The sequence below is a fragment of the Enterococcus sp. JM9B genome (genome assembly GCF_009933265.1).
In the GTDB taxonomy this organism is placed as follows: Bacteria; Bacillota; Bacilli; order Lactobacillales; family Enterococcaceae; genus Enterococcus_C; species Enterococcus_C songbeiensis.
Genome location: NZ_MAEK01000026.1, coordinates 41,306 through 67,412 on the forward strand (window position 1 = coordinate 41,306; position 26,107 = coordinate 67,412).

The window sequence follows — 26,107 nt, forward strand, 5'->3', positions numbered from 1 at the left end:
TTCGAACTTTTCTATTCTACTTCTTCACCAATACTCAAAATCATTCGAATATCATCTTCGGTCATTTGTTGCAGTTGGGTTTCGTTTCCTTGGATCACTTTTTGGAACAGCTCTCGTTTTTCATTTTGTAATGAATCCATGCGTTCTTCTATCGTTCCTTCTGCAATCAGTCGCCACACCTCAACGACTTTTTTCTGTCCAATTCGGTGTGCCCGTGCTGCTGCTTGTTCTTCCACTGCAGGATTCCACCACAAATCGTAGAGAATCACGGTGTCGGCACCGGTCAAGTTCAAGCCGGTTCCTCCAGCTTTCAAGGAAATCAAAAAGACATCTCTTTCTCCTCGATTGAAGGCTTCCACCATTTTGATTCGTTCCTTTGGTGGCGTACTGCCTCGTAAATAAAAGCACTCCAATCCCATTTCCTGCAATTCTTCTGCAATGATCGACAGCATGCTGGTAAATTGAGAGAACAATAAAATTCGCCGGTTATTATCCTTTGCCGCCACAATCAAATCTTTGGCTTGTTCTAATTTTCCAGAGGTACCTTCGTAATCATCCAAAAAGAGTTTGGGATCACAACAGATTTGCCGCAAACGGGTAAGTCCCGCAAGAATACTAATCCGGTTTTTCTTGAAGGTCGCCGCATCCATTCGAGTGATTTCCTCTTGCATTTGTCGCAGATACGCCAGATAAATTCGTTTTTGATCCTCTGTCAGTACACTATAATAATTGGTTTCGATTTTTTCCGGCAGGTCTTGAAGAACAGTTTTCTTGTCTCGTCGTAAAATAAACGGCTTAATCATTTTAGCAATTTCTTCGGCCGCCATCTCCCGAAAAGAATACTTATTTGGGAAAAAGCCCGGCATAATCATTTGGAACAAGGACCACAGCTCCGTCAAATTATTTTCAATTGGTGTTCCGCTCAAAGCAAACCGATGTAAAATTTGCAAAGAACGCAAGGCTTGCGCAGTTTTTGTGCTGCTGTTTTTTACCATCTGAGCCTCATCCAAAATCAAATAATTCAAGTGCATTTCCTGATAACGATCGATGTCTTGCCGCAAACTTGCATAAGAAGTAATAAAAATATCCGCTTCTTCCGTCAGCAAAGATTCTCGTTCTTGACGATTACCAGTCACCACTTGCGCCTTAAGATTAGGGGCAAAGCGTTTGATTTCCTGTTGCCAGTTATAGGTTAGACTGGCGGGTGCCACGATCAGAGCTTGGATTGCACCGATTTCTTGTTTTTCTGAAAGCAGGTAAGCAATCGTCTGCAAGGTTTTCCCAAGACCCATTTCATCTGCCAAAATACCGCCAAATTGATAATGACTCAACATTTTCAGCCATTGGAATCCCGTGACTTGGTATTCCCGCAAATTTGCCTCTAATCCTGTTGGCAAGGTTGCCAGGTATTTTTCCGGATGAGTTAAATCAGTCGCCATTTGTTCAAAACTAGCACTAAATGTTGCCGAAGTGTCGGCTAATTGTTTTTGCAGCTGTAACCCTTGGTGCCGAGGAATCTGTACCACCCCTTTTTTGGCATGGATTACTTCCCGGAATTTTTTCAAAATCTCACTGGTTTGTTGAAACTCCTCGGATTCAAGGGACAGCACTTGCCCATTTTCCAACGTGTAAAATTGATCCTGCCGCAATAACCCTGCCAAAATTGCATCGATTTCCTGCTCATCGATTCCGGAAATGTCAAATCGCACATCCAGCCACGAGCCTTCTTCGGAAACCGCAATTTGTGGGCGATGTTGGCCGGCATCAAGATACATTTCCCGCAGTTTCTTTCCAATTCGTACGGTTCCTAATCGCCGCATGAGGGGAATTTCAGTGGTAAAGAATCGGAAAAGATCTCCACCCGTCGGCAATGGTTTGATCCATCCTTCCTCTGTTTGAGAGAAATTCAGCTGTTGTAGTAAATGCCGACTCCGTTGTTCATTTTTGATATCACGCAAAATTTCCGGATGATTTTTGGGAAGAACCGTATGTTTTTTATCACTTGAAAAAATAACTTCTCCATACTGAAAATCCAACTGCAAAGCAATCTGTCCTTTTTTCTTCCGCAAGGTAAAGGCCACCGATAATGGCGCATCACTGATTTCTTCTGAAACCGCCGGATCAATAGTAACCATACCAATTTTTCTCAAAAGTGGCAGCACCTGAGTAAATAAAGCCGATAATTCCGCTTTACGGTACTCAATCGTTGGTTGTTCCAAGCGTTTCAACAATTGATCTAAAGTACCATAAACCGCCATTTGTTCCGCAGTTAGTTGGTAAATTTGGTTCTCCATAATCCCCCAATTGTAGTGAGACAAAACTTTTTGGAAATTTTTCGTAATTGTCAAATAGAACTGCTCTTGGTCTTTCGTCAGTTGAAAGGCCAGCGGATGACTTTCTTTTGCAAACTGCAATTTAGAAAGTTTCTTTTCACCAACGATCAAGGTTGTGGGCACCGCTTGCATTTCTTGAAGCAATTCTTCCCCAAAAGCCACCGGCAACAGTAAATATTTTTTGTCCAATTTTCCCTTCACTTGAATGCCGGCTTGTCCAATCAGTTGTTGTGTCTGGGCGATACCCGCCAATTTCCGCAACAAATCATTGACTGCCGGGGAAAAAGCCGTCTCTGATAATTGGAAAGGATATTGCTTATTGATCAAAATCTTTTTTTGCTCTTGACTCGCTTGCAAAAATTTATAAATATTTTTAATGACATACGTCCGCTTAGTTTCTTGATAGCCTAAGCGAGCAGAAATACCGATCACTGAAAGTTCTTCATGGTAAGGATTGGTCTCCAAAATATCCAGTTGAAATTCTACAGTCAATGGAGCCGTTTCTTTGTCTTCTTCTTTTTGCAATCGAGAAAAACCATTCGTAAACATCTCTGATGCAGAAAAAATCGTTTTCTGCGGAATATCCTCCGCTTGGATACTTCGTGATTTTCCCTGTTGCCGTAAATACAGCTCAACAGCTACCGTGTGTTTGCAATAGTGATGTTCTTCCCAGTAAGGACATTGACAAAAATCTTCCTCTTTCGCCGTTGCATCCAACTCGATACGATATAATTCACTACCTAAAACCTCTGCATGCCAAACTTTATTCGCTGGATCCGGGGTCACCGAAAGAACGCGGCCTTCTTTGACGTATGTACGCCCTCGTTCAATTACTTTTTCTGGTATACTCCACTTCACATGGGTTCCTCCTTGTCGGTTTGTTTTCCCGTAACTTTTTTAACGATTTAGAAACTCACGACCGATAAGCAATCGTGCTTTGTCCGCTGCCATTGGTTTGCACCAACAATTGTTGGGTGACACGTTCTTTCAATTCCCGCACATGGCTGATAATGCCGATCATCCGTCCTTCATTTTCAATCATTTCCAAGGCTTCCATCGCCATTTCCAACGATTCCTCGTCTAAAGAACCAAAGCCTTCATCGATGAAAAGTGCCTCGATAGCGACTCCCCCAGAACGATTCTGTATGACATCTGCCAAAGACAATGCTAATGCCAACGCTGCAATAAAGCTTTCTCCGCCAGACAAGGTGTGTGCCCGCCGTGAAGCACCGGCATTGTCATCATAAATATTAATCTCTAATCCTGTGTTCTTTTTATTGCCATTCACTTGATCTGCCAATTCAAATTGATACCTGCCCCGTGTCAAGCGCAGCAGTCGTTGATTAGCCAACGCTAAAATCTCCGCCAGATACGCCTGCAGTACATAGCGCTCCAAGCTTGTTTTATACGGATTATCCCCATTGATGGTTTGAAATAATTGTTGCAGTTGGGCTTGTGCTTCAACTTCCTGAGCATTTTTTTTATAAAGTTCCGTCAATTCTGCCGACAATTTTTGATTTTGAGTAAGCCGTTCTTTTTGTTCAAAAAAATGTTCCTGTATGTTTTGAACCAATGTTTCGGCTTCTTGCCGTTGTTGCATAAAGTATCCGACATCTGGCGGCGTGCTGCCTTTTATTTTGTCCTGCAAGGCTCGCAGCCGCTGTTCTAGAAATTCTGCTTCCTTCTCAAAATCAGCAATTTCTTTCGTCAGCGCTGGAATTTCTCCACTGTCCTCCAGCCATTCTCGTAGCTGTTGTTCCTCGACAGAAAATGGCGAATCAGCTAAAACTTTCTGAACGTTTCCTTCAATTTCTTCTTGTTCCTGCTGAAGTTGGACCACTTGGTTTGACAGCTGTTTGTCTTGTTCCCGCAAAGAAATTTCTTCTGCTTTTAGCTGTTCTTCCTGTGCAGTATCGGCTTGCAAAAATTCCTGCAATGTTTGAATTTCAATGGATAAGCGGGCAATTTCTTCCGTTAGTTGCTCCTTCGTTACTTTTCCAGTCTGTCCAGTCAACGTTTCCAGTTTTCCACTAATTTGCTGATCTTGCTGCAAAAGCTGTTGCTGGTTGTCTTTTAAGGCTTGCAATTGTGTCGCTACTTTTTCTTGGGCTAAGAAAGCAGCATCCAGCCGTTGTTGCGCTTCTTTAAAGTCTGCAGCTTGTTGGTGATGAACTGCCAACACTGCGGCAAGATAGTCCTCCGGTGTTTTTTCTGACGAAGGTTCATCAAAAAACAACCAAAAATTCTGTGTCGTTTCTTGCTGTTCTTTTTTTGCTGTTTGCAGTTTTTGCTCCAGCTCCTGCACTGCTTGCTCGTATTGGGCCTGTTGCTGTTGAATCGTCGCCAGTTTTTCCCGGCTTGTCCCCAGTTCTTCTTCTGTTGTTTCTAATTTCCGTTGGTTATCTTTGATTTCTTGTAACGAATATACTTGATGCTGTGCTACTTGTGGATGGCTCGTCGCCCCACAGACAGGACAAGGCTCTCCTTCCAGTAAATCCAGACTTAACCGAGCAATTTGCATTTTAGCGTTTTGACTTTTTAGAATCGCTACCTGTTGCTTTTTCTCTTCTAAATTTTCTGCCAGTTTTTCTTTTTCTGTATTCTTGACAGTCCATGCGGTTTGCTGCTGTAAGATTTCTTCTGTAAAGACAGAAACTGCCTGTTGACTTTTCTGACTATTTTCTGCCAACTGTTGGGCCTTTAGCAATCGTACTTCTTGCTCCTGCCAAGCTTCTTTTTGCGCCAACAACGCTTGTGCGTCATTTATTTTATGAGTAGTTTGCTGTTGCTCCCTGACTAGCTGTTGTTCTTCGGCAACAAATTTACTATTGGCTACCTGTAAAGCAGTTTGCTGTGCCAACAAAGTTTCTCTTTCTGCAACTAGCGGCAGCAGATATTTTTTTTCCTGCAAGACGGTTTGTTTTTGCTGCAATGCCTCTTGCTTTTGTTGGACTTCTTCCCGACATTCCTGCCAACTTTTTTTTGCAGCTTCCAGTGTTCGCTGTGCATTTTTTACAGCAGCCAGTCTTGCCGTTTCTTGTGCATAATTTCGTTGATTTCTAGCTTGTTGCTCCAAAAGACCCTGTTGTTCTTTGCTCCAAATCAGTCGGTCCAACAAAATTTTTTTTGCTGAAATCCGGGGCAGTTTCTTTTCCCCATTGGCTTGCTTTTGTTGCAGTTCAGCAATTTCTTCAAAGAACGCTTGCTGCTCTTTGGCTTGATAAAATTTCTGTTCGGCTTCTTTTTGTGCTTTTTGTGCCGTTTCCAGTTGTTTTTCCAGCTCCTGAAGTTGCTGTGTATCTTCTTGCAATGCAGCAGTCCACTGAGTCAAGGTTTCCGGCAAGGATAAGGAGACCGGTGCTTCTTTCCGCCAAATAAACCGGGTTTTCAAGGTCTCTGCGTGTGCCAATTGTTGTTGGATTTTTTGTTGTTGCTTTTTGCTTTGCTCCTTCAGCCATTCATTCAATTGCTGATACAGTTCCGTACCGAATAAATTTCGCAAAACCCGCTCTTTATCATTGCTGGAGGCAATCAGAAAATTACGAAATTCCCCTTGCGGCAGCATAATGATTTGGAAAAATTGCTTGGCATCTAAATGCAGCAATTCTTTGATATATTGGTCGACTTCATTTTTTTTCGAAAATTGGCGGGTGGCTTGTTCTTTTTCAAAAACCGTCAATGTCACTTTTGCCGCTTGATCCTTTGTGCCGTCTCCCCGCTTTTTCAGCAAGGTTTGCTCTGGTCGGCGTTCGATTTCATATCTTCGCCCTTGGTGTTCAAAGGAAAAAGTGACACAGGTTTCTTCTTTCGGCGAGGCAAACATCGACCGCATTTCTTTTCCGGAACGCAAACTGCCGGAGGTTTCCCCAAATAGTGCGTAAGTCATCCCGTCAAAAATCGTGGTCTTGCCGGCACCGGTTTTGCCGCTGACCAGAAATAACCCCGTTTCTTGAAAGTCGCCAAAATCTAACGTCTCATTGATAAAGGGACCAAAATTTTTCATCGTTAATTTTCTTGGCTGCATGTATCCTCACTCATTTCTCTGGTTACTGCTTGTAGACCTTTTGCCAGCCACGCTTCTTGGATTTCCGACAATTTTGTCTCCGTCATTTCCTGAAAAAAACCATCGATTAATTGTTGTGGTGACTGAAGGCGTTTTTTGAATTTTGTTGTTGGTCGTTTTTCGGCAATTCCTTCTCTGCGTTCCACACTTAAAATCCGAGGATAAATGCTCCGCAGTTGATTCATCATGTTGGGAATGATTGCTTGATCCGTTAGTTGGATATGTAAAAACAACTCTCGATCTTGTGTTTGATAATATTCAGGTGTCACCAATTCCTTGAAAGAAGCCGTAATCTCCTGCAGATCATGTAAAGGCGTCAACGGATAAAATTCTCGAGTATTTTTTTCGGTATCAACTAAAAAGACACCTTTTTTTTGTGCAGCTTCCGAAACCGAAAATTTCAGGGGTGCACCGCTGTATTGGCAATTTTCCGAATGCAATGCATCCTTATTGTGCAAATGACCCAATGCAACATAGTCAAAATCCGCCAATAAATCTGCCGGCACACCGTCTAACCCTCCGACTTCAATTTGTGTCTCCGAGTCTGTCCGGCTACTACCCGCAACAAAGAAATGACTGACCAATACTTGTTTTTTCGTTGGATCAAAGGCTTTTTTCATTTCAACCACTACCCGCTGCATGGCAGCTTTAATAGTAGGAAGGTCTTCATCAAAATACAACCGTGCCTCAAAAGGCTCGAAGTAAGGCAATAAAAAAAATTGGACATTCTGCATTTCGATTGGCTGAAAAGCTTGAGACAATCGCGTATGCAAATAAAAATTCGTCTTAGCAAACCACGGACTCCCCGCTTCCAAACGAATACTACTGTCATGGTTTCCAGAAATCGCCAAAATGGGAAACTGATTATCTAAATTCATCTCAATAATCGTCTGATTGAAAATTTCCACCGCTTCTACTGACGGTACGGATCGATCGTACAAATCTCCAGCAATCACGATGGCATCCACTGCTTCTTTTTTCGCAAGTGCCAAAAGTTGATTTAAGATGTATTTTTGATCGGCAAATAAATCGTAGCCATTCAATTTTTTGCCGATGTGCCAGTCTGCCGTATGTAAAAAGCGCACGTTTTCACAGCCCTTCGAAAAAATATCTTTCTAACCATTATAACACTTTCTGCATTTCTGAAAATGAAAAAAGAGAAAAACAGTCCGCAAACTGTCTTTCTCTTAGTCTTTCTTCTCGATTGGGTAGACAAAATTAGGATCGACTTCCTGATCCAGTTGATTAAATGCCTGTTGAATCCGGCGTTCGACCTCTGCCAAACCTTCTTTGTCCATTTTCTTAATGTCGCTGATGTCGATGGGTTCCCCAAACCGAATCGTCACAGGTTTACGTTTCAGCAGATCGCCAAAGGTCAAGGGACCTTGATAGACACTGGGAACGATACGAACCTTTGCCATCCGGGCAATCAACGCCATACCACCTTTTAACTCCGTCGAATGTCTTGTTCCACTAGGAAACATGACTAGACTTAAATCGGTGTCCTTCAGTAATTTCACCGGCGTTTTTATCGCGCTTGGACCTGGCTTGTCTCTTTTAACGGGAAAAGCATTGGCGTGCTTTAAAATAAAACGCAGCACGGGATTTTTAAACAGCTCTTCTTTTGCCATGAAACTAAATTTCTTCGGACTGGCAGCCACAGCTAAATACAAAGGGTCCCACCACGTTCGATGTGGGGCAACTAAAATATAATTTTCATTTTTGGGTAAAGCTTGTTTGTTTTGATAATGGGCATTACCGTTTAGAATAAATAAGACTACTCGGACAACTCCCCGCATAAATCTAAAAAACATCGTCTCTTCCTTTCTGATACATTCTTAAGTATGCAAAAAAAATTTCTGGTTGACAAGTCTTTTTGTTTGTTTGCTGAAAAATATAAACGTAGTATAATACTTCTATAACTTTTTTTAAAGCAGGTGTCTTTTTATGTTAAATTCCGGCGAACGAATTGATCAACTCTATGCCGACGACATTCAAATCATCCAAAGCCCAGAGGTCTTCTCCTTTTCCTTGGATGCAGTTTTATTGGCAAATTTCCCTCGTATTCCTAAGAGAGGAACCATCGTCGACCTGTGCGCAGGAAACGGTGCAGTCGGTCTATTCCTTAGCCGCAAAACACAAGCCCACATTTATCAGATTGAGTTGCAGGATCGCTTGGCAGATATGGCTCGCCGTAGTATCCAACTGAATCATTTAGAGGAACAAATGACCATGTATACATTGGATTTAAAGGACAGTTTCACAAAAATCAAACACGATTCGGTTGATCTCTTGGTTTGCAATCCGCCTTATTTTCGTGATCTGCCAACAAACGAAAAAAATCCTAATCCCCATCTGGCTTTAGCCCGCCACGAAATCGCGACTAGCTTGGAAGAAGTAATTGCTGTTTCCAGCAAACTTTTGAAAATGAACGGTCATTTTGCGTTGGTCCATCGTCCAGATCGGTTTTTAGATATTTTAGAACTGATGAAAAAATATCGGATCGCACCAAAACGTATCCGCTTTGTTCACCCTAAAAAAGAAAAAGATGCCAATGTTTTATTGGTAGAGGGAATCAAAGACGGCAAAACAGATGGCTTCAAGATCAACCCTTCATTGATCGTTTACGATGACGACAACCACTATACAACAGAAATCAGGCAGATGCTTTATGGCAAATAATCATTATTTTTATGTTCTCTTGTGTCAGGACGGCAGTTTTTATGGTGGCTATACTACGGATTTGCCACGACGTTTAGCAGAACACAACAGCGGAACAGGCGCAAAGTATACCCACCCTCAAAGTCGCCGTCCCGTTCAGATGATCCATGCCGAGCATTTCGCTACCCGCAGTGAAGCGACAAAAGCCGAAGCTGCTTTCAAAAAACTTACTCGGCAAAAAAAAGAAGCTTATTTACGAACCTCGGCTTCTCTTAATCAGCTGTCAAAAAATGAGCAACCGAAAGAAAAAAGCCAGATCGATTGATCTGACTTTTTTCTTATTTTGATGCACGTTTGATGTATGTGCCTTCTGTTGTATTGATTTCCAAATCTTCGCCTTCTTCAACGAAGTCAGGAACGTTCACTACCAAGCCGGTTTCCATCGTTGCTGGTTTGCCAGAACCTGTTACGGTTGCACCTTTGATTGATGGTTGTGTTTCTACGACCTTCAAGATGACGGAAGATGGCAATTGAACCCCAATCACTTCACTGCCGAAGAATTGAATTTTCACTTCCATGTTTTCTAAAATGTATTTCATTTCGTCAGCCACAGTTTCTACTGGAATTTCATATTGTTCATAGCTTTCTAGATCCATGAAAAATGCGGTGTCATCCATGGTATAAAGATATTGCACTGCATTTGTATCAATGTGTGCTTTTTCAAATTTTTCTTCTGGACGAAATGTTGTATCATACGTTGCGCCTGAACGTACATCTTTTAATTTCATACGCATAACGGTATTTCCTTTACCAGGTTTATGATGGCTGGCATCCAATACTTTGATCAATTTGCCATCTTGGACAAATGTCATACCTGCTCTTAAATCACTTGCTGAAATCATGCAAATCCTTCTTTCTTCTTATATATAAATAGTCCTCGTCCATTGTAGCAAACCCAACAGCATAACGCTAGCAACTAAGAGAAATTCTTTTCCTCTTGATAATCTGCGAGGAGCAAATGAACTTCGGACAACACACTTTCCTTCAATTCCTCCGGATACTCCACCAACACATTGCGACCAAAGGAAATGAAATAATGGGTCATATACGCCAATTCTTCTTGATTGTAGCCGCCGATAATATAGACCTTTCCATCTTTCTCTTCCAATTGCATATTAGGATAATGATTCTTTAAAAATAGTTCTTTCCCAAATTCTGTCAATCGGCACCGAAAAGGAATCGTGTGATAGGTATTTTCATAGTCCACCTGAAACTGCTTTAACTCCTTCTTAGAATAGGTTTTAGTGATTTTTTCATTCACAGAAACCTCACTCAAATAATCACAGCGATAGGTTCCCCATTTTTTTCTTTCCATATCATAGCCGCTGCAAAACCAAATACCTCTACGATAAAACAGTTCCAAAATTTGTAGTTGAACCACTTGGTCATCCTGTTGCTGATTCGTTGCCGTAATCACTTTTTCATCCAAAATCGCTTGCAAAATCAGCGGAAGATGTTTTAGTTCTTTTACTGGTGGTACGCTAAGGTAATCAATGACCTCTAAAAGTTGAGAAACTTGCTGCTGTTGCGTTTCAGGAATAGTGGCTAGTAGTTTTTGACGAATATGTTCATAAGACTTTTCAAACGGCGTACTGGATAATAAGGATAAAGCTTTCAATGCAAAAAAAATCGCCTGAATTTCTTCATTACTGAAATACACCGGCACCAACAATTTTTGATTGATTAAACGATACCCGCCATAGCGTCCGTTTTCTACATAAAAAGGCAACCCCAAAAGCTCCAACTCGGCGATGTCCCGTAGTGCTGTCCGCTTCGAGACATGAAATTCCGCCATTAGATCCTTCACCTGAAAAGTAGTCTTTCCACTGAGAAAAATCATCTCTTGGTTTAATCGCTCCGATTTATTCATTTTATTTCTCCATTTCAATGGTGACTTATTTTGGCACCTTTAGATAGTAAAGTGAGTATATCAAAAGGAAATGAGGAACTCAAACATGAAAACTTTACTTATTAACGCCCATCCCGACTACTTAAATCCAGCACATTTTTCACTAAAACTACAAACATTGTTTTTAAAAAAATTTGCTGAAGAATTTCCCCACGAAACAGCTACGGTGTTAAATCTCTATGAAACCCAAATTCCCCGAATCACTCCAGGAGAATTGCAGACGATTTGGACAAAACAGGCTGAAGGACTTCCTTTAGCTGATCAAGAAAAAGTGGTTGCCCAAACGTCACAGAATCTATTGGCACAATTCAAGAATCATCAACGTATCGTGATCGTATCCCCACTGCATAATTTCAATATCACTTCTGCATTAAAAGATTATCTTGATAATATCCTGATTGCTCGAGAAACTTTCCGCTATCTTGATGCACCAGATGAAAACGGAAAAGTTTCCGTTGGCTTGATGAAGAACAATTACAGAATGCTGCTGCTTTTTGCCAGTGGTTCCCTCTACACAGAGAATACTATCTATCGTACGTTGGATTTTGCCCCCAACTATCTTAAAAGTATGTTTCAAGAAATTATGGGGTTTGACCAAGTCGCTATCGTGCGGGCAGAAGGTACCGCTGTCTTGCCCGAAGAAACCATTTTATCGAAGGCTTCGCTGGAGCTGACGAATGCGTTTCAATCTTTCTACCGATAAAAAACGCTCGACCACAATCATCAGCTTTTATGCTGATTTTTGAGGTCGAACGCTTTATTTTATTTCTCCGTACATCGTTGTTTCACCCATTTGTAAAATTGCCGTATGGGTATCTTTTGTCAAAAAGAATTGGAAGGGCAATGGGTCATTCCCTAACGCTTGGGGACCGTAACGTTCCGCAAAAAGATTCATATCCCAATTTAAGATATATTCATCCATTCTTTGTTGAAAAGAACGAATCGCATAAAACCGATCATTATAATAAAAATGAACTGTCGTCTCTGTGATTTCCATAATCGGTTGCCGCTGTGCATCATCAGCTGGTGCATCATACCAAATTTGTTGCAGCTCTTGGGGGATTTTAACCGTTGTCACAGCCGGTTTATCATTTACTGCCTCTGATTTTTCTGCTTGTTGTTCCACCAATTGTATCGTCAATTGCTGCACACGAGTTTGTTCATCTGCAAGATAGGCGGGAGTCAGATCAAGTTTTTGGATTTTTACAAGCTGCTCAGTAGCTTCGTTTCTTTTTCCACTAGTAAGCAATTCCTGTAATTGATTGATTTGGTCATTGACCTGATCCACTTGTTTTTCAAGATCCGCAACTTCTGCAAGCAATTCGCTTCCTTTTTGTTTGATAATTCGGGAACTTTTTTCATTCCTGACTACCTGATCAGCGATTTTTTTTGCAGCAGATAATTTGCCTTTAGCAATCTCCTCGGTACTGTGTTGTAGCTGTTCCACCTGTTCTTGGTACTGAGAAAGCTCTTTATCTCCAGGGTTTAAACTTTCCGCTAAAGAAAAATAAGCCAATGCCTGCTCGTATTGCCCTTTGGTGGTTGCTGTGATTCCTTTAGAAAAACCGCGGTCAAATGCTTGGTTTTCTCCGCATCCCGTCAAGAAAAGCAGACAGAAAAGAAAAATAATCGTTTTTTTCATCATTTTTAGAATCTTTCTGTTTTTTTCTATCCTACCATATTTTTTGATGAAAAACGAAAGTCACCTAATCCTTATCGTTCAGATTCTTTATTTTCTTCGTAAAACAACTCCACCAAGTCCTAACAAAATCATCCCCGCTCCCACCATCCACAAAGATGTTGCTTGATCATTTGTTTTAGGAAGCCGTTTTTTATTTTGAGCGAAAGTTGTTGTTGGTTTTTGTGAATCGCTCCTTTGATTAAACATCAATGGAACCATCGAAGTAGAAGTCGCTGGTTTCTCACCGCTAGAAGATTCTTCTGTACTTGAATTGCTACTGCTACTGCTTGGCTCTGTGCTAGAATCGCTACTGCTACTGCTTGGCTCTGTACTGGAATCACTACTGCTACTGCTCGGCTCCGTGCTGGAATCGCTACTGCTACTGCTTGGTTCTGTACTGGAATTGCTACTGCTACTGCTTGGTTCTGTACTGGAATCACTACTGCTACTGCTTGGTTCTGTGCTGGAATCGCTACTGCTACTGCTTGGTTCTGTGCTGGAATCGCTACTGCTACTGCTTGGTTCTGTGCTGGAATCGCTACTGCTACTGCTTGGTTCTGTGCTGGAATCGCTGGAACTTGAATCTCCGCCGGTAATTACTTCAAAGGTGATCGTTTCTGGTGCATAACTACCGATTCCCGCCCCTTTTACAGAAAAACTGATGGTAAAACGAGTGAGAGCTATCTCTTCAGGAATCACTAAATCAAAAAATGCCGTTCCCATTTTAGGATTATCCGGATCTAGCTGCAGCATTGTCTCATTGATTATCGAAACACCCGCTGGAGCCTCATTGATGGATACTTGAATTCCAGAAGGATCAGCCAAACTGCCCCCATAAAAGTGAACCAATGCTCCTAAAGACAACACTTGACCGGGAGTGACCTTGACAATATTCGAATGGATATTTTCTCCAGTATCTGCAAAAAATATTTCCGTATCCGTTACATAAATTGGTTCTCTAGCCATCGTCGTTTGAGCAGCAAAATTTTCTGCTGTGGGCACAACAAATAACCCTCCCAACAAAATTGTTGCGATACCAATTCTCCCTATTTTGTTCAACATATAAAAAAAACTCCTTTCATTTTGACCGTTTTAAAGGATAACGCAAGCATCCGCAAAAAACAATAATAAGAGTTATTTTATTAAAATTCGTTGATAATTTTTGCAAAATTAAAAACAGTCAGAGAGGGAAACATTGATATATCAAGGATTAAAAAACATCACGGCGTTTTTTCCGTGATGTTTTATCAAGCTATTCTGTTTGTTTTGTTTCAAATACGAATGCATCATAAGGTGCTAAGGTCATTCGTTGCGCTAATTTCGTCGGATTTCCGTTAGCGAGGGTTAATTCCCATTGAAAAGCGAGCAAACGTTTAGGTAATTCAATTCTCCGCGTTTTTTCACTGGCATTCACTAAAACAACGATGGTCTTCCCTTGAAATTGTCGTTGATAGGCAAAAATATCGGGATCGTTTGCCAACAATAAATCAAAGTTCCCTTCTGTGAAAATGGGTTCTGCTTTACGATAGGCAATCAATTGTTTGTAGAAAGCCAAAACAGAGTCTGTCCTTCCCTCCGCTTCAACATTGATAGTTGCAGCATTAGGATTGACAGCCAACCACGGTGTTCCAGTGGTGAAACCAGCATTCTCGCTCTCATCCCATTGCATTGGTGTTCGAGAATTGTCCCGTGCCCAACGTGTGGTTATAGCTAACGCTTTTGATTCAGAAAGACCTTCTGCCAATAAACTTTGATAGTACCGATGCATATCTTTGGCATCCACTTGTTCAATACTGGTAAAAGGAAAATTGGTCATCCCGATTTCTTGTCCTTGATAAATAAATGGTGTTCCTTTTAACAACAAATACATCACTGCCAAGGCCTTTGCGGATTTGGCCGTTTCATTGCCAAGAATCGTATTGAATCGTGGATTGTCATGATTCTCAATATAAAGTGCATTCCAGCCATCGTTTTCCAAATGTTTTTGCCAACGGGCCAAAACTTTTTTAAAACCTAATAAATTGATTCGCTCCTTGCCGGGTTCTCCTTCTCGAACATTGTGTTCCAATTCAAAGATCATATCTAAATAACCATCGGCATTCGTCCAACCAACCGCTTTTTTACTGGTTACACCACTCGCTTCTCCTACGGTCATAATCGGGTATTCACCAAAAATCTTCTTTAAATCCTGCATATACGCATCGATACCGGCAACATTCATAAATGGTGCCCAAGGATTATCTTTGATTTTGGTCTGCCAAGCTGCTTTTTGAATATGACTGATAGCATCTAGACGGAAACCATCAATCCCCAAATCCAACCACCATTGAATCATTCGATAAATTTCTTCCCGTACCTTTGGATTTTTCCAATTCAAATCTGGTTGCTGCGGAGCAAAAACGTGAAAAAAGGCTTGGTTTGTTACTTCATCATACGTCCATGTCGAACCTCCAAAAAAACTTTGCCAATTATTTGGCAACTTTTGTTCGCTGGCATCTTGCCAATGGTAATAATCCCGGTATGGATTGTCTTTGCTTTTTTTTGCTTCTAAAAACCATGGATGTTGGTCACTCGTATGATTAACAACTAAATCCAAAATCACCTTAAGGCCCATTTCATGTGCTTTTGACAATAACTCTTCGAAATCTGCCATTGAGCCATATTCTTCTTGAATTGCCTGATAATCTGAAATATCGTACCCGTTGTCCACATTGGGTGATTGATAGATTGGATTAAGCCAAATAAAGTCGATCCCCAAGTCTTTCAAATAGGGCAATTTTTCGATAATTCCTTGCAAATCACCAATCCCATCCCCATTCGAATCTTTAAAGCTGCGCGGATAGATTTGATACCCAATTGCGTTTTTCCACCATTGTTGTTCCATTACTTCACCTTCACTATAAATGATTGCCAAGGATGCAATACTAAGTTTTCTACATCCGTAATTTTTTCCGTTTCATTGTGAATCACTGTTTCTAACACTGTCGTAGCTGGCAATTGCAATGGATTTAAGTGGCGGGAAAAGTTATTGACTACCAACCATTTTTCTTCTCCCAATTGTCGATAATAAGCGATTACTTCTGGCGCTGTTTCGATCAATTCAAAAGTACCCCAAACAACAATTGGGTTTTCTTTTCGTAATTGAATCAGCTTTTGATAAGTGTAAAACAAGGAATTTTCATCTGCCAAGGCTGCTTCAACATTGATTTTCGGATAGTTTTCATTGACTGCTAACCAAGGCGTACCTGTAGTAAATCCAGCATTTTTTCCAGCATTCCATTGCATTGGCGTCCGAGCATTGTCTCGGCCCTTCCGATTGATAGCCGCCAATATTTCTTCTTTCTTGATTCCTTGTGCCAGACGCTCATGATACATATTGATACTTTCAATATCCGCCACTTGTGAAATATCCGTCACCTGGCGATTAAGCATCCCGATTTCTTCCCCTTGGTAAATATACGGTGTTCCCTTTAATGAATGCAGCAAAATCGCCAGCAGTTTTCCGCTTTTTACCCGATCATTTTCATCTCCCCAGCGAGAAATAATTCGTGGCAAATCATGGTTATTCCAAAACAAGGAATTCCAGCCTTCATCCCCAAGCTCATTTTGCCATTTTGCAAATACTGCCTTTAATTCAGCAACCTGCAATGGACGATAATCCCATTTTTCTTTTCCGGGAATTTCATCTAGTCCAATATGTTCAAATTGGAAAACCATCGACAATTCTTTTCGTCGAGGATCAGAATATTCTTTGGCAATTTCAGGTGTCGCTCCCCACGTCTCCCCAACGGTCAATAAATTTTTTCCGCCAAAAGTTTTTTGGTTCATTTCCTGTAAAAACTCATGCAGTTGTGGACCATTGCCGGTAATTTCCTTTTCAGGAAGTTTACCAATCAAATCGATTACGTCCATTCGGAAACCGCCGATGCCTTTGTCGATCCAAAAATTCATCATGTCGTAGACTTCCTGACGAACTGCTGGATTTTGCCAATTCAAATCTGGTTGTTTTTTGCTGAAAAGATGAAGGTAATACTGTCCGCTCTCTTCGTCAAAAGCCCATGCTGAACCAGAAAAAGTGGAACGCAAGTCATTCGGTTCCTTCCCATTGACTGGATCTGCCCACACATAATATTCCCGGTAAGGGTTATCTTGACCTTTTTTCGCTTCAATAAACCAGTGGTGTTCATCTGACGTATGATTGACTACTAAATCCATAATTAATTGAATCCCACGTTTTTTTGCCTCAGCAATCAATTCATCCAAATCTGCCATAGTGCCAAATTCTGTCATTATTGCTTGATAATCGGAAATATCATATCCATTGTCATCATTGGGTGATTGATAAACAGGAGACAACCAAATCGCACCAATACCTAATTTTTCAAGGTAGTCCAATTTAGAAATGATTCCTCGCAAATCCCCGATACCATCTCCGTTAGCATCCATAAAACTTCGAGGATAAATTTGATAAACCACCACTTCTTGCCACCAATTTTTTTTCATGTTATTCCCTCGCTTTTTTAACGTTTCAGTCTATTTCGTGATCACAAATCCATTTGGTGAAATTACTAAGTGTGTTCCCTGAACACTCGTCAAATGAGACAGGAGAATTTCTTTTGGTAATGGAATCTCTTGCAGCTCTTTGCCGGCATTAAAGTGCCCTCTCACCGTTTGTTCGTTGATTTGCCGCTGCAATTCAATCACTCCACGCTCTTCTTCCACCTGCTGCCAAACCATTTTTCCTTCTGAGAAAATAGCTTGATTGTTTTTACGAAAGGCAATCAGTTCTTTGAAGAAGGCAAACATATCCTGATCTCCTGACGTCCAGTCCATACATTTCCGACAATCTGGGTCCATTTCACCGGTCATTGCAAATTCATCGCCGTAATAAATGCAAGGTACGCCCGGCTGCATGAAGGTAAATGCCAGAACCTGCTTCATTAAATCTTTATTTCCCTCGGCTTCTGTCAGTAAACGTGGTGTATCATGAGAATCCAGCACATTAAATTGAATTTCATTGGTTTGTTGACGATACATCATCAACTGACTATTGATTTCTGAGACCATTTTCGTCATAGGAATTTTATCTTTAACGAAAAATTCCATAATTGCATCGGTATACGCATAGTTCATAACCGCATGGAATTCATCGCCTTGCAACCAACTTTGTGAAGAATGCCAAATTTCGCCTAAAATATAGAAATCTTTTTTTGTTTCATCACAAACTTTGCGAAATTCCTTCCAAAACTGATGATCCACCTCATTGGCAACATCCAAACGCCACGCATCGATATCAAATTCTTCGATCCAGTACTTTGCAATTTCTAACAGATAGGCTTTGACCTCAGGATTTGCCGTATTTAATTTTGGCATGTGAGGGGCAAAGGCAAACACATCATAGGTAATGTTAGAGGCTTGCTCAAAGTCAGCACTCTCTTGATAAGAAACCGGAAATTCATGGATATGAAACCAATCGGCATAAGGAGAATCCTTGCCATTTTTAATTACATCCTGCCATTGTGGAGAGGTATCCCCAATATGATTAAATACTGCATCCAGCATTACTTTGATTCCCCGGCGATGACATTCGTCCACTAATTTTTTGAAGGTTTCCTTATCACCAAAGGCCGGATCAATATTCAAATAGTTAATTGTATCGTATTTATGATTAGAGTAAGCTTCAAAAATCGGACAAAAATAAATACCGTTGATTCCCAGCTCCACTAAATGATCCAAGTGATCAATCACACCTTGTAAATCCCCACCAAAAAAATCCTGCCGATCCGGTGCTTTCGATCCCCATGCTAATGTTCCTTCGGGGTCATTGGTGGGATCCCCATTAGCAAACCGTTCGGGAAAAATTTGATACCATACCGTCTTTTTTACCCATTCCGGCGCTTGGAAACGATCGGCATCGTGAAAATACGGCATCCGAAAATAATTATTGGGCATCGCCAAATAATTTTCTTCAAAAGGATAAATCCCGTGGTCACCGAACAACGCTCGAATGCCATCCAGTCCAACAACTTCAAAAGCATAGGACATGCGATTATATTTTTCTTCCGTATCAACGACCCAATAATCATATAAATCTGTCGATAAATATTTGGTCATCGGTAATTTTTGTTGGTACCATTTCTCTTCATTTAGTGTGTAGGGATCGCCATGTAAAAGATTGGCTTGTTTCACATCTCCTCTGGCTGTTCGCAGTCTTACATGCATGGTTTTGTCTTTATACAAATACGCAAATTCGCTTTCTGGACGATGATAGATTGCAGATGTAATCATGTTGTTGACTCCTTTGCTTTTTTCGTTGATTCTCTCACGACGAGTTCTGGCAAAAAACGGCGATATCCTTGACTTCTTCCACCCGCTTCAATTTTTTTAATTAGCATTTCCCCGCACGCTTCGCCCATGGTGACCAACGGCTGTTTTGCCGTTGTCATTTTGGGAAAGCTTATCTGATCGAGAAAAACGCCATCAAACCCGATGATTCCAAAATCATCGGGTATTGATCCGCCACATTTTTGAATTCCCCGCTCAATACCGATTGCTAAGCGATCCGTACTGCAAATAAAACAAGTATTTTTTAGAAACTCTTGCCAATTTTTTTCAATAAATTGTTGGGAAAGGGTGGAATGATTATTAAAATGATAAACCGTTGCCGTTTTTTGATGTTGCTTCATTTCCTCCAGATAGCCCTTTTCTCGAGCGTGTTCGAAGGATTCATCAACATCCATACCAATATAAACAATCTGTTCATAGCCAGTTTCAATCGCATACTTCGTGGTGGTTCTCGTGCCGTACCAATTATCGCAATCGACAAAATCAAAATTTTGATCATTTTCGCCAAATAACACGACTGGTTTATCAATAGATTTTATCAATTCCAAATCGTTCTTACGAAATCCTGTAATAATCACGCCATCACAGTTATTCGTATCAAACTCTCCTTTTGTCACTAATTGTAAGGAATAGTGGCAGTTCCCAACCGCTCTAGCGATTCCCATCAACAGATTCATATAATATGGTTCTGTCGAATCAATTTCTTCCAAAATAAATAACTTTATGATTTGTGTTCGTTTATTTGCGAGTGCTTTTGCCATAATGTTCGGTTGGTAATCAAGTTCACCCATCGCACGATATACCAATTTTTTTAATTCATCTGTAACCTTCTCTGGATGATTGATTACACGAGAAACCGTCATCTTAGAAACATTGGCTGCTTTTGCAACATCTGCAATGGTTGTCATAAAAAAACTCCTTGATCTTCTAATTATCTTACTAATTTATCCTATTTCACTGCTCCTTCAGCAACACCTTTGATAATTTGTTTTTGCATAATAAAGTAGAAAATGATTACTGGTAATACAGCAATTACTAATCCGGCTAACGCAAGATGCCATTGTTTCGTGTACTGTCCAAAGAAAAAGAACATTTTTAATGGAATCGTTTGTGTGGATGGTGAATTAATAACGAGTGATGGTAACAAATAGTCATTCCAAATCCACATCGTATTTAAAACAGCTACTGTAACTGTTGTTGGTTTAAGCATTGGAAAAATAACTTTCCAGAATACTTGAAATCGAGTCGCCCCATCAATGATCGCCGCTTCATCCAAGGCTTTTGGAATTGCTTTTAACGCACCATGATACAAAAAGATCGACATGCTTGCCCCAAAACCTAAGTACATGAAAATAATTCCCACTTGATTCAACATTTGCGCTTTTCCAAAAATTGACACTAACGGGATCATAACTGATTGGAAAGGAACCAGCATTGCTGCAACAAATAACATAAACAAAATGCCGCTAAATTTGGTTTTTGTACGTTCCAAGGCATAGGCACACATTGCGGAGAAAATGATGATGACAACAACACTGATAATGGTAATGAATAGAGAATTAAACAATGTTTTCAAGAAATCCAATTGACGAAATGACTCCGGATAATTTTCAAAGGTAAAACTATCAGGGGTTCCCAATGGATTTGTAAAAATTTCTTGTTTTGTTTTAAAAGAATTCGTCAGCATCAAATAAAAGGGAATCAACCATACTAACCCTAAAACCAACCCAAGCAGGCTTCGACCTAATTGACTGGCTACTTTTTGTTTTTTCATTATGCTTCGACCTCTTTTCTCTTGGTTAAATAAACCTGCGTCAAGGAAATAATAGCAACAAATAGGAAGAAAATAACTGCTTTTGATTGTGCATAGCCCATTTTATTTTCTAAAAAGGCTGTATTATAAATATTCATCGCAACCATCTGTGTAGAACTGTAAGGTCCGCCGTTTGTCAAAGACAAGTTTTGATCGTACAGCTTGAAACAGTTGGATAATGTCATAAACAAGCTTACAGTAAAGCCGGGCATGATTAGTGGGAATTTTACATTCCAGAATTTTTGCCAAGCAGTTGCGCCATCCAAATCGGCAGCTTCTAGTAATGATTCGTCGACTCCTTGTAAATAAGAAATATAAATAACCATAATGTACCCTGACATTTGCCAGCACATCACGATAACCATCGCCCAAAAACCAGTTTGAGTCGTTGATAACCAGGTTTTAAGTCCGGCGTTTCCTAAAGTATCCCCAATCGCTGAAAAGGCATTGATGAAAATAAACTGCCAAATGAACCCAAGAATAAGTCCGCCAATCAAATTTGGCATAAAGAAAATCGTACGCAAAAGATTGGAACCTTTAAACTTGCTGGTAACAAGAATTGCTAAGCTTAAACCAATTACGTTGATCAGAATAATGGAAACCGCAGAGAACTTGACCGTAAACCAAATGGCGCTCCAAAATCCGCTGTCTTTGAAGACATTGACATAATTTTCAATTCCAACAAAGTTTCCTTTTGCAACTGCATCCCAATCAGTAAACGAATAATAGATTCCATAAATGAATGGCACAATAACAACTAACGTCAATGCAATAAGTACCGGTGCAGAAAAAATATAAAACCAGTGTTTCTTTTGATACTTCATGGTGTTGTCCCCCTTAATTAAAACACGAGAGGCAGCCAGAGCTTTCTCTCGTGCATAACGAATGTTTACTTTCTTTCTTCCGCCCACTTATCTTGTGCTGTTTTTACAACTTCATCCCATGAAGCTTCGCCAGCTACATATTTTTGGATTTGTGCACCGACAGTTTGTTCACCCCATGCAGCTGGGTAGCCCATGAAGACCCATCCAGTCGTCTTGCCATCCGTATAATACGTGTAAACATCTTTTGATAATGGATCGGAGATTTTATCTGTGTCGTATCCTTTATAGGCAGGCACAAATTTGAAATCTTCCAGCACGATTTGTTTTCCTTCATCAGAAGTGTAAAGATAATCTAAGAAATCTTTAGATGCTTGAACTTCTTCTTTTGAGCCTTTAGGATTTACACCCCAATACATTGGTACGCCAACTGGAATCGTTCCTTCTGTCACACCATCAATCGGAATCGGTAAAAGACCAATATTTTCATTTGCCAAATCTGGGTTGATTCCTTCGATTGTTGGATATACCCAGTTTCCTTGTTGGGTCATCGCAACTTTCCCATTTGAAAACAACTGTTCGATTTGTTGTGAATAATCTAGGCTATTAGTTGGTTGTACAGAATATTCATTGCTGATATCAATGTATTTCTTGAATTGATCGCCATATTTGAACTCAACCGTTTTTGATTCATATGCCTTCATTACGTCATTATCAAATTCTGCATTTAGAAAGGCATTGGAAGAATGCAACCCTGTAATCCATTGTTCTTTTGCTGCTAAAGCAAACGGTGCATCAATCCCTAATTCCGATTTCTTTTCATCCAATGTTTTCGCTGCTGCTTCCAAATCATCTAAAGTGGCAATTTTTGATGCGTCAATTCCAGCTTTTTCAAAAATTTCTTTGTTGTACAACACGCCATAGCCTTCAATGTTATACGGTAACCCTAGAACTTTTCCATCTTTCGTTGCACCGGTTAACGTTCCATCCAATGCTTGTTTTGCTGACTCAGTATCGCTTAAGTCTGTCAAACTGTCGATCCACATGTTGACATCTTCCGGACCACCGATGTTAAAGATATCCGGTTCATTTCCTGATGAGAATTTTGATTTCAGCGCTGCACCGTAATCACTTCCGCCGCCGACTGTTTCAATATTGATTTTAACGTCAGGATTTTTTTCTTCATATTTTTTTGCCAGTTCTTCAAATTGATCCTTAAATTCTACTTTAAATTGGAAAATATCGATTTCTGTTTTGTCCCCATCTGACTCAGAACCACCACCTGCACTATCTGACGCGTTCCCACACGCTGACAAAGCAAATCCCATAGCAGTAGCAAATGTAACCATTCCAAGTTTTTTCCACATCTTTTTATCCATTTTCTTTCCTCCTTGCATTCGATACTATTATTATGCAACCGATTACACTTATAGTCAACCCCTTAATTATTGTTAGCGGTAACAAATATGACTATTTTTATTTAAAAGAGATAGTTTAGTGGATAATAATAGGATTTTATTTTTAAGAAATTAAAAAAATTAAAAACGCAACCGGTTTCGTTATTTTGCTTAATTTTTCATTATACGTTGCCAAAATAAAAATATTTCTAAAAAAACTCTTGCTTTTTTTCAAAACGGGGATTATTATTACTTCAACAAATTCATATCATAAAGCAACGAGGAAAACAGTAGCTATTCAGGGATTTATTTTTAGTGAGTCATGACAGTGAAAAATGACAATAGATCGAGTAGACGAACATCATTTCTGAGCCAATGTCGAAAATGTAGAGCATTGTGGCTGCCACCATTATCAGGCTAGCGGATAACTTTTAAGCGTCCGTGAAATGAGCGATAGTTTTTTTAGCTATCAAAAAGGTGGTACCGTTCTAGCAATTAGAGCCCTTTTCCCAATACTGGGAAAAGGGCTTTTTTATTTTTTAAAGGTGGTGGTTTTCATGGAAACGGACATTAGTGACATTCGAATTTATCCGCAAGGCACTGATTTAACTATTATTTATATTTATCGGAGGAATTATTTATGGAAAAAACAAAGAAGCACTATTCATGGAAACAACTGCTGGTGGTCAGCTCATTAATCTTTGGGATGTTTTTTGGTTCAGGAAATTTGATCTTTCCAGTCCATCTTGGTCAAATGGCGGGTGAACATTGGTTGAGCGCAGGCGTCGGCTTTGCTATCTCTGGCGCACTCTTCCCACTTCTGGCAATCTTAGCGGTTGTTGTCACAAAAAGTGATGGTCTTTATGATTTAGCCAAGCCGGTAGGAAAATGGTATGCTGCTTTATTCTTAGTTCTCGTTCATTTAACAATCGGTCCGTTCTTTGGAACACCAAGAACGGCTGCCACAGCGTTTGAAATGGCAGCAAAACCTTTCTTACCTGAAAAATATACAACCGTCGGAATGCTTTTATTCTCTGCCGCTTTCTTCGGACTTGCTTATTTCCTAACGGTGCATCCAAGTCGCTTGGTAAAATATGTCGGAAAATATTTAAACACAATCTTCTTAGTCCTATTAGCAGTAGTTTTTGTGATTGCATTAGTCAACCCAATGGGTGCTTTGGATCAAGCCGCTGATGCAGCTTACAAAACGAATTCTTTAACAAACGGTGTTTTGGAAGGTTACAATACAGTCGATGCCGTCGCTTTGTTAGCACTGAGTGTTACCTTCGTCCATGCAGTTCGAGATCTTGGTTTTAAAAACAAGCAAGTAACAGAATTAACTGCTAAAGCCGGAACACTTAGCGTCCTGCTTGAAGTTGTCATCTATTTTGGTTTGGTTCTCCTAGGAGCAATGAGTTTGAATCAACTGTCATTATCCGATAATGGTGGTACCGCACTTTCTCAAATCGTCACTCACTACCTTGGTAATTTCGGAACAGTCTTTTTAGGAGTGTTAGTTACTTTAGGTGTATTTACTACCGCAATGGGCTTGGTTGTTTCATTTGCCCAAGATTTCAATAAACTATTTCCAAAAGTCAGCTACATGTTTTGGCTGCGTTTAACCACCGTAATTTCTTTTGTTGTGGCAAATGCTGGATTAGATAATATCATCCAATGGTCATTGCCAGTCTTGATGCTTTTATATCCATTGTCATTGGCACTAATCTTACTTTCATTAACTGCAAAATTTTTCCAAACAAGTCCCGTGGTGTATCAAGTAACTATGTTGTTTGCCGCAGTACCGGCTGTTTTAGATATGTTGGCAAGTTCACCAGCATTGGTCAGCCAACAATATGTCGTTGCAAAGGTATTGGAATTCTATCATCATTACGTTCCATTTGCTTCACTTAGCTTAGGCTGGGTCGTACCAACCCTTGTCGGCTATGTTGCCAGCTTACTTTTCTATTATGTTCGCCGCACAACAGTTTACAAAGGCGTCACTAAAGAGACCGTCAGCGAATAAAAAACAGTACTCATAAACAGGAAGCACAACAGCCAAACTGCCGGAAATTATTTTCCAGTGTTTGGCTGTTGTGCTTTTTATGCGCCGTATTTTGCGAACCACTCCGCTAGTTCTTGGTAAATTTCCTGACGATTGGTTTCATTCAATAGTTCATGTCTCCCATCCGGAAGCAAATGTAATTGAATCGGTTGTTGCCAACATTTTTCTAGTAGCCGTTGCAAAGCAATCATACCTTTGCCAAAATTTCCCACGGGATCTTCTTTCCCGGAAATCAACAACACAGGAAAATCCGGTACCCCTTGCCGAATTTTTTTTGGATCACCGGCATTTTTTGTCAAACGAAACAAATCGTGATAGGCTTGCGTGGTAAAAATAAATTGAGTTTTTTCATCGGCTAAATAACGGTCCACCATTTCAGTATCTCGACTCAACCAATCCTTTGGGGTTCGTGCCGGCCGAAACCGACGATTGAAGCCGCCAAATGCAAGTCGATCCAAAAATTGAGACGGATGTTGTTTGCCTTGAAGTACCATCAGCACTTTGCTGAGCAACAACGCCGCCTGCATTTTTATTTGTGATGAATGATTGGTTCCCATAAGGATTGCACCGCTAAGTTCTGCTGTCGGATATTGCTGCAAAAAATTTCGTAAAACTAAAGAACCCATACTGTGCCCCAAAATAAAATACGGTATCTCTGGAAACCGATTACGATAGGTTTGATACACTGCCGCAGTGTCAGCTACCAAATATTCTGCGCCCTTTTGATCACCAAAATGACCAAATTCTTCGGGAGTTGATGAAAAGCCATGCCCTAAATGATCGTGTCCTACAACTGCGATTCCCTGTTCAACAAGAAATAAAGCAAATTCTTCATATCGAATAATATGCTCCACCATTCCGTGAATAATTTGAACCACCGCCTTTGGTTTTTCCTGCGGCAGCCATAAAGCAACGTGTAGAAAGTGGCGGCCATCTGCAGATTGCAGTGTTTCTGTCTGCAT

At 40.4% G+C, this 26,107-nt stretch carries 20 protein-coding genes; 4 read left to right on the forward strand and 16 right to left on the reverse strand.

Annotated features, from left to right (window positions below):
- Positions 1-11 precede the first annotated feature (11 nt).
- From BAU16_RS07120 to BAU16_RS07135, 4 genes are all read right to left on the reverse strand, one after another.
- Positions 12-3,191 (reverse strand): DEAD/DEAH box helicase, encoded by a 3,180-nt coding sequence (locus BAU16_RS07120; protein ID WP_161526794.1) that lies wholly within the window; start codon positions 3,189-3,191, stop codon positions 12-14.
- Positions 3,192-3,246: 55 nt separating this feature from the next.
- Positions 3,247-6,357, reverse strand: a complete 3,111-nt coding sequence (locus BAU16_RS07125) for an AAA family ATPase (protein WP_161526795.1) — start codon at positions 6,355-6,357, stop codon at positions 3,247-3,249.
- Positions 6,339-7,481: an exonuclease SbcCD subunit D gene (locus BAU16_RS07130; RefSeq protein ID WP_161526796.1), complete on the reverse strand. Its 1,143-nt coding sequence runs from the start codon at positions 7,479-7,481 to the stop codon at positions 6,339-6,341. Before BAU16_RS07130 ends, BAU16_RS07125 begins: the two co-directional genes overlap by 19 nt.
- Before the next feature lie 102 nt (positions 7,482-7,583).
- On the reverse strand, positions 7,584-8,210 hold the full coding sequence (locus BAU16_RS07135; protein ID WP_048603945.1) for a lysophospholipid acyltransferase family protein: 627 nt from the start codon (positions 8,208-8,210) through the stop codon (positions 7,584-7,586).
- A gap of 133 nt (positions 8,211-8,343) precedes the next feature.
- Between BAU16_RS07135 and BAU16_RS07140 the strand changes: the two genes are divergently transcribed.
- The gene (locus BAU16_RS07140) at positions 8,344-9,078 is read left to right on the forward strand and encodes a tRNA1(Val) (adenine(37)-N6)-methyltransferase (protein WP_048603944.1); all 735 of its coding nucleotides are present in this window, start codon (positions 8,344-8,346) and stop codon (positions 9,076-9,078) included.
- The gene (locus tag BAU16_RS07145) at positions 9,068-9,382 is read left to right on the forward strand and encodes a GIY-YIG nuclease family protein (RefSeq protein ID WP_161526797.1); all 315 of its coding nucleotides are present in this window, start codon (positions 9,068-9,070) and stop codon (positions 9,380-9,382) included. Before BAU16_RS07140 ends, BAU16_RS07145 begins: the two co-directional genes overlap by 11 nt.
- Before the next feature lie 13 nt (positions 9,383-9,395).
- Here BAU16_RS07145 and efp read toward each other — a convergent pair whose 3' ends face one another.
- Both efp and BAU16_RS07155 read right to left on the reverse strand, forming a co-directional pair.
- Positions 9,396-9,959 (reverse strand): elongation factor P, encoded by a 564-nt coding sequence (efp, locus tag BAU16_RS07150; protein WP_048603942.1) that lies wholly within the window; start codon positions 9,957-9,959, stop codon positions 9,396-9,398.
- Positions 9,960-10,033: 74 nt separating this feature from the next.
- Positions 10,034-10,987, reverse strand: coding sequence for a helix-turn-helix transcriptional regulator (locus BAU16_RS07155; RefSeq protein WP_137605332.1), 954 nt, complete (start codon positions 10,985-10,987; stop codon positions 10,034-10,036).
- 85 nt (positions 10,988-11,072) lie between these two features.
- Between BAU16_RS07155 and BAU16_RS07160 the strand changes: the two genes are divergently transcribed.
- Positions 11,073-11,729 (forward strand): FMN-dependent NADH-azoreductase, encoded by a 657-nt coding sequence (locus tag BAU16_RS07160; RefSeq protein WP_137605333.1) that lies wholly within the window; start codon positions 11,073-11,075, stop codon positions 11,727-11,729.
- A 54-nt stretch (positions 11,730-11,783) separates the two neighbouring features.
- Here the strand turns inward: BAU16_RS07160 and BAU16_RS07165 are convergent, their stop codons facing one another.
- The 9 genes from BAU16_RS07165 to BAU16_RS07205 all read right to left on the reverse strand — a co-directional run bounded on the left by BAU16_RS07165 (position 11,784) and on the right by BAU16_RS07205 (position 23,065).
- Positions 11,784-12,671, reverse strand: a complete 888-nt coding sequence (locus BAU16_RS07165) for a hypothetical protein (RefSeq protein ID WP_161526798.1) — start codon at positions 12,669-12,671, stop codon at positions 11,784-11,786.
- A gap of 84 nt (positions 12,672-12,755) precedes the next feature.
- The gene (locus tag BAU16_RS07170) at positions 12,756-13,769 is read right to left on the reverse strand and encodes an LPXTG cell wall anchor domain-containing protein (protein ID WP_161526799.1); all 1,014 of its coding nucleotides are present in this window, start codon (positions 13,767-13,769) and stop codon (positions 12,756-12,758) included.
- 190 nt (positions 13,770-13,959) lie between these two features.
- Positions 13,960-15,591 (reverse strand): glycoside hydrolase family 13 protein, encoded by a 1,632-nt coding sequence (locus tag BAU16_RS07175; RefSeq protein ID WP_161526800.1) that lies wholly within the window; start codon positions 15,589-15,591, stop codon positions 13,960-13,962.
- The gene (locus BAU16_RS07180; RefSeq protein WP_161526801.1) at positions 15,591-17,210 is read right to left on the reverse strand and encodes a glycoside hydrolase family 13 protein; all 1,620 of its coding nucleotides are present in this window, start codon (positions 17,208-17,210) and stop codon (positions 15,591-15,593) included. Before BAU16_RS07180 ends, BAU16_RS07175 begins: the two co-directional genes overlap by 1 nt.
- A gap of 30 nt (positions 17,211-17,240) precedes the next feature.
- On the reverse strand, positions 17,241-18,995 hold the full coding sequence (locus BAU16_RS07185) for a glycoside hydrolase family 13 protein (RefSeq protein WP_161526802.1): 1,755 nt from the start codon (positions 18,993-18,995) through the stop codon (positions 17,241-17,243).
- Complete coding sequence (locus tag BAU16_RS07190; RefSeq protein ID WP_137605338.1) at positions 18,992-19,960, reverse strand: LacI family DNA-binding transcriptional regulator; 969 nt, start codon at positions 19,958-19,960, stop codon at positions 18,992-18,994. The genes BAU16_RS07185 and BAU16_RS07190 overlap by 4 nt, the downstream gene beginning before the upstream one ends.
- 41 nt (positions 19,961-20,001) lie before the next feature.
- Complete coding sequence (locus tag BAU16_RS07195; protein WP_048603933.1) at positions 20,002-20,826, reverse strand: carbohydrate ABC transporter permease; 825 nt, start codon at positions 20,824-20,826, stop codon at positions 20,002-20,004.
- On the reverse strand, positions 20,826-21,689 hold the full coding sequence (locus tag BAU16_RS07200) for a carbohydrate ABC transporter permease (RefSeq protein ID WP_048603932.1): 864 nt from the start codon (positions 21,687-21,689) through the stop codon (positions 20,826-20,828). The genes BAU16_RS07195 and BAU16_RS07200 overlap by 1 nt, the downstream gene beginning before the upstream one ends.
- Positions 21,690-21,754: 65 nt before the next feature.
- The gene (locus BAU16_RS07205; RefSeq protein ID WP_231586072.1) at positions 21,755-23,065 is read right to left on the reverse strand and encodes an ABC transporter substrate-binding protein; all 1,311 of its coding nucleotides are present in this window, start codon (positions 23,063-23,065) and stop codon (positions 21,755-21,757) included.
- Between the two features lie 658 nt (positions 23,066-23,723).
- On the opposite strand from BAU16_RS07205, the gene brnQ reads away from it, so the two are divergent.
- Positions 23,724-25,106, forward strand: coding sequence for a branched-chain amino acid transport system II carrier protein (brnQ, locus tag BAU16_RS07210; RefSeq protein WP_048603931.1), 1,383 nt, complete (start codon positions 23,724-23,726; stop codon positions 25,104-25,106).
- 77 nt (positions 25,107-25,183) lie between these two features.
- On the opposite strand, the gene BAU16_RS07215 is transcribed toward brnQ, so the two are convergent.
- The gene (locus tag BAU16_RS07215) at positions 25,184-26,107 is read right to left on the reverse strand and encodes an alpha/beta fold hydrolase (protein WP_161526803.1); all 924 of its coding nucleotides are present in this window, start codon (positions 26,105-26,107) and stop codon (positions 25,184-25,186) included.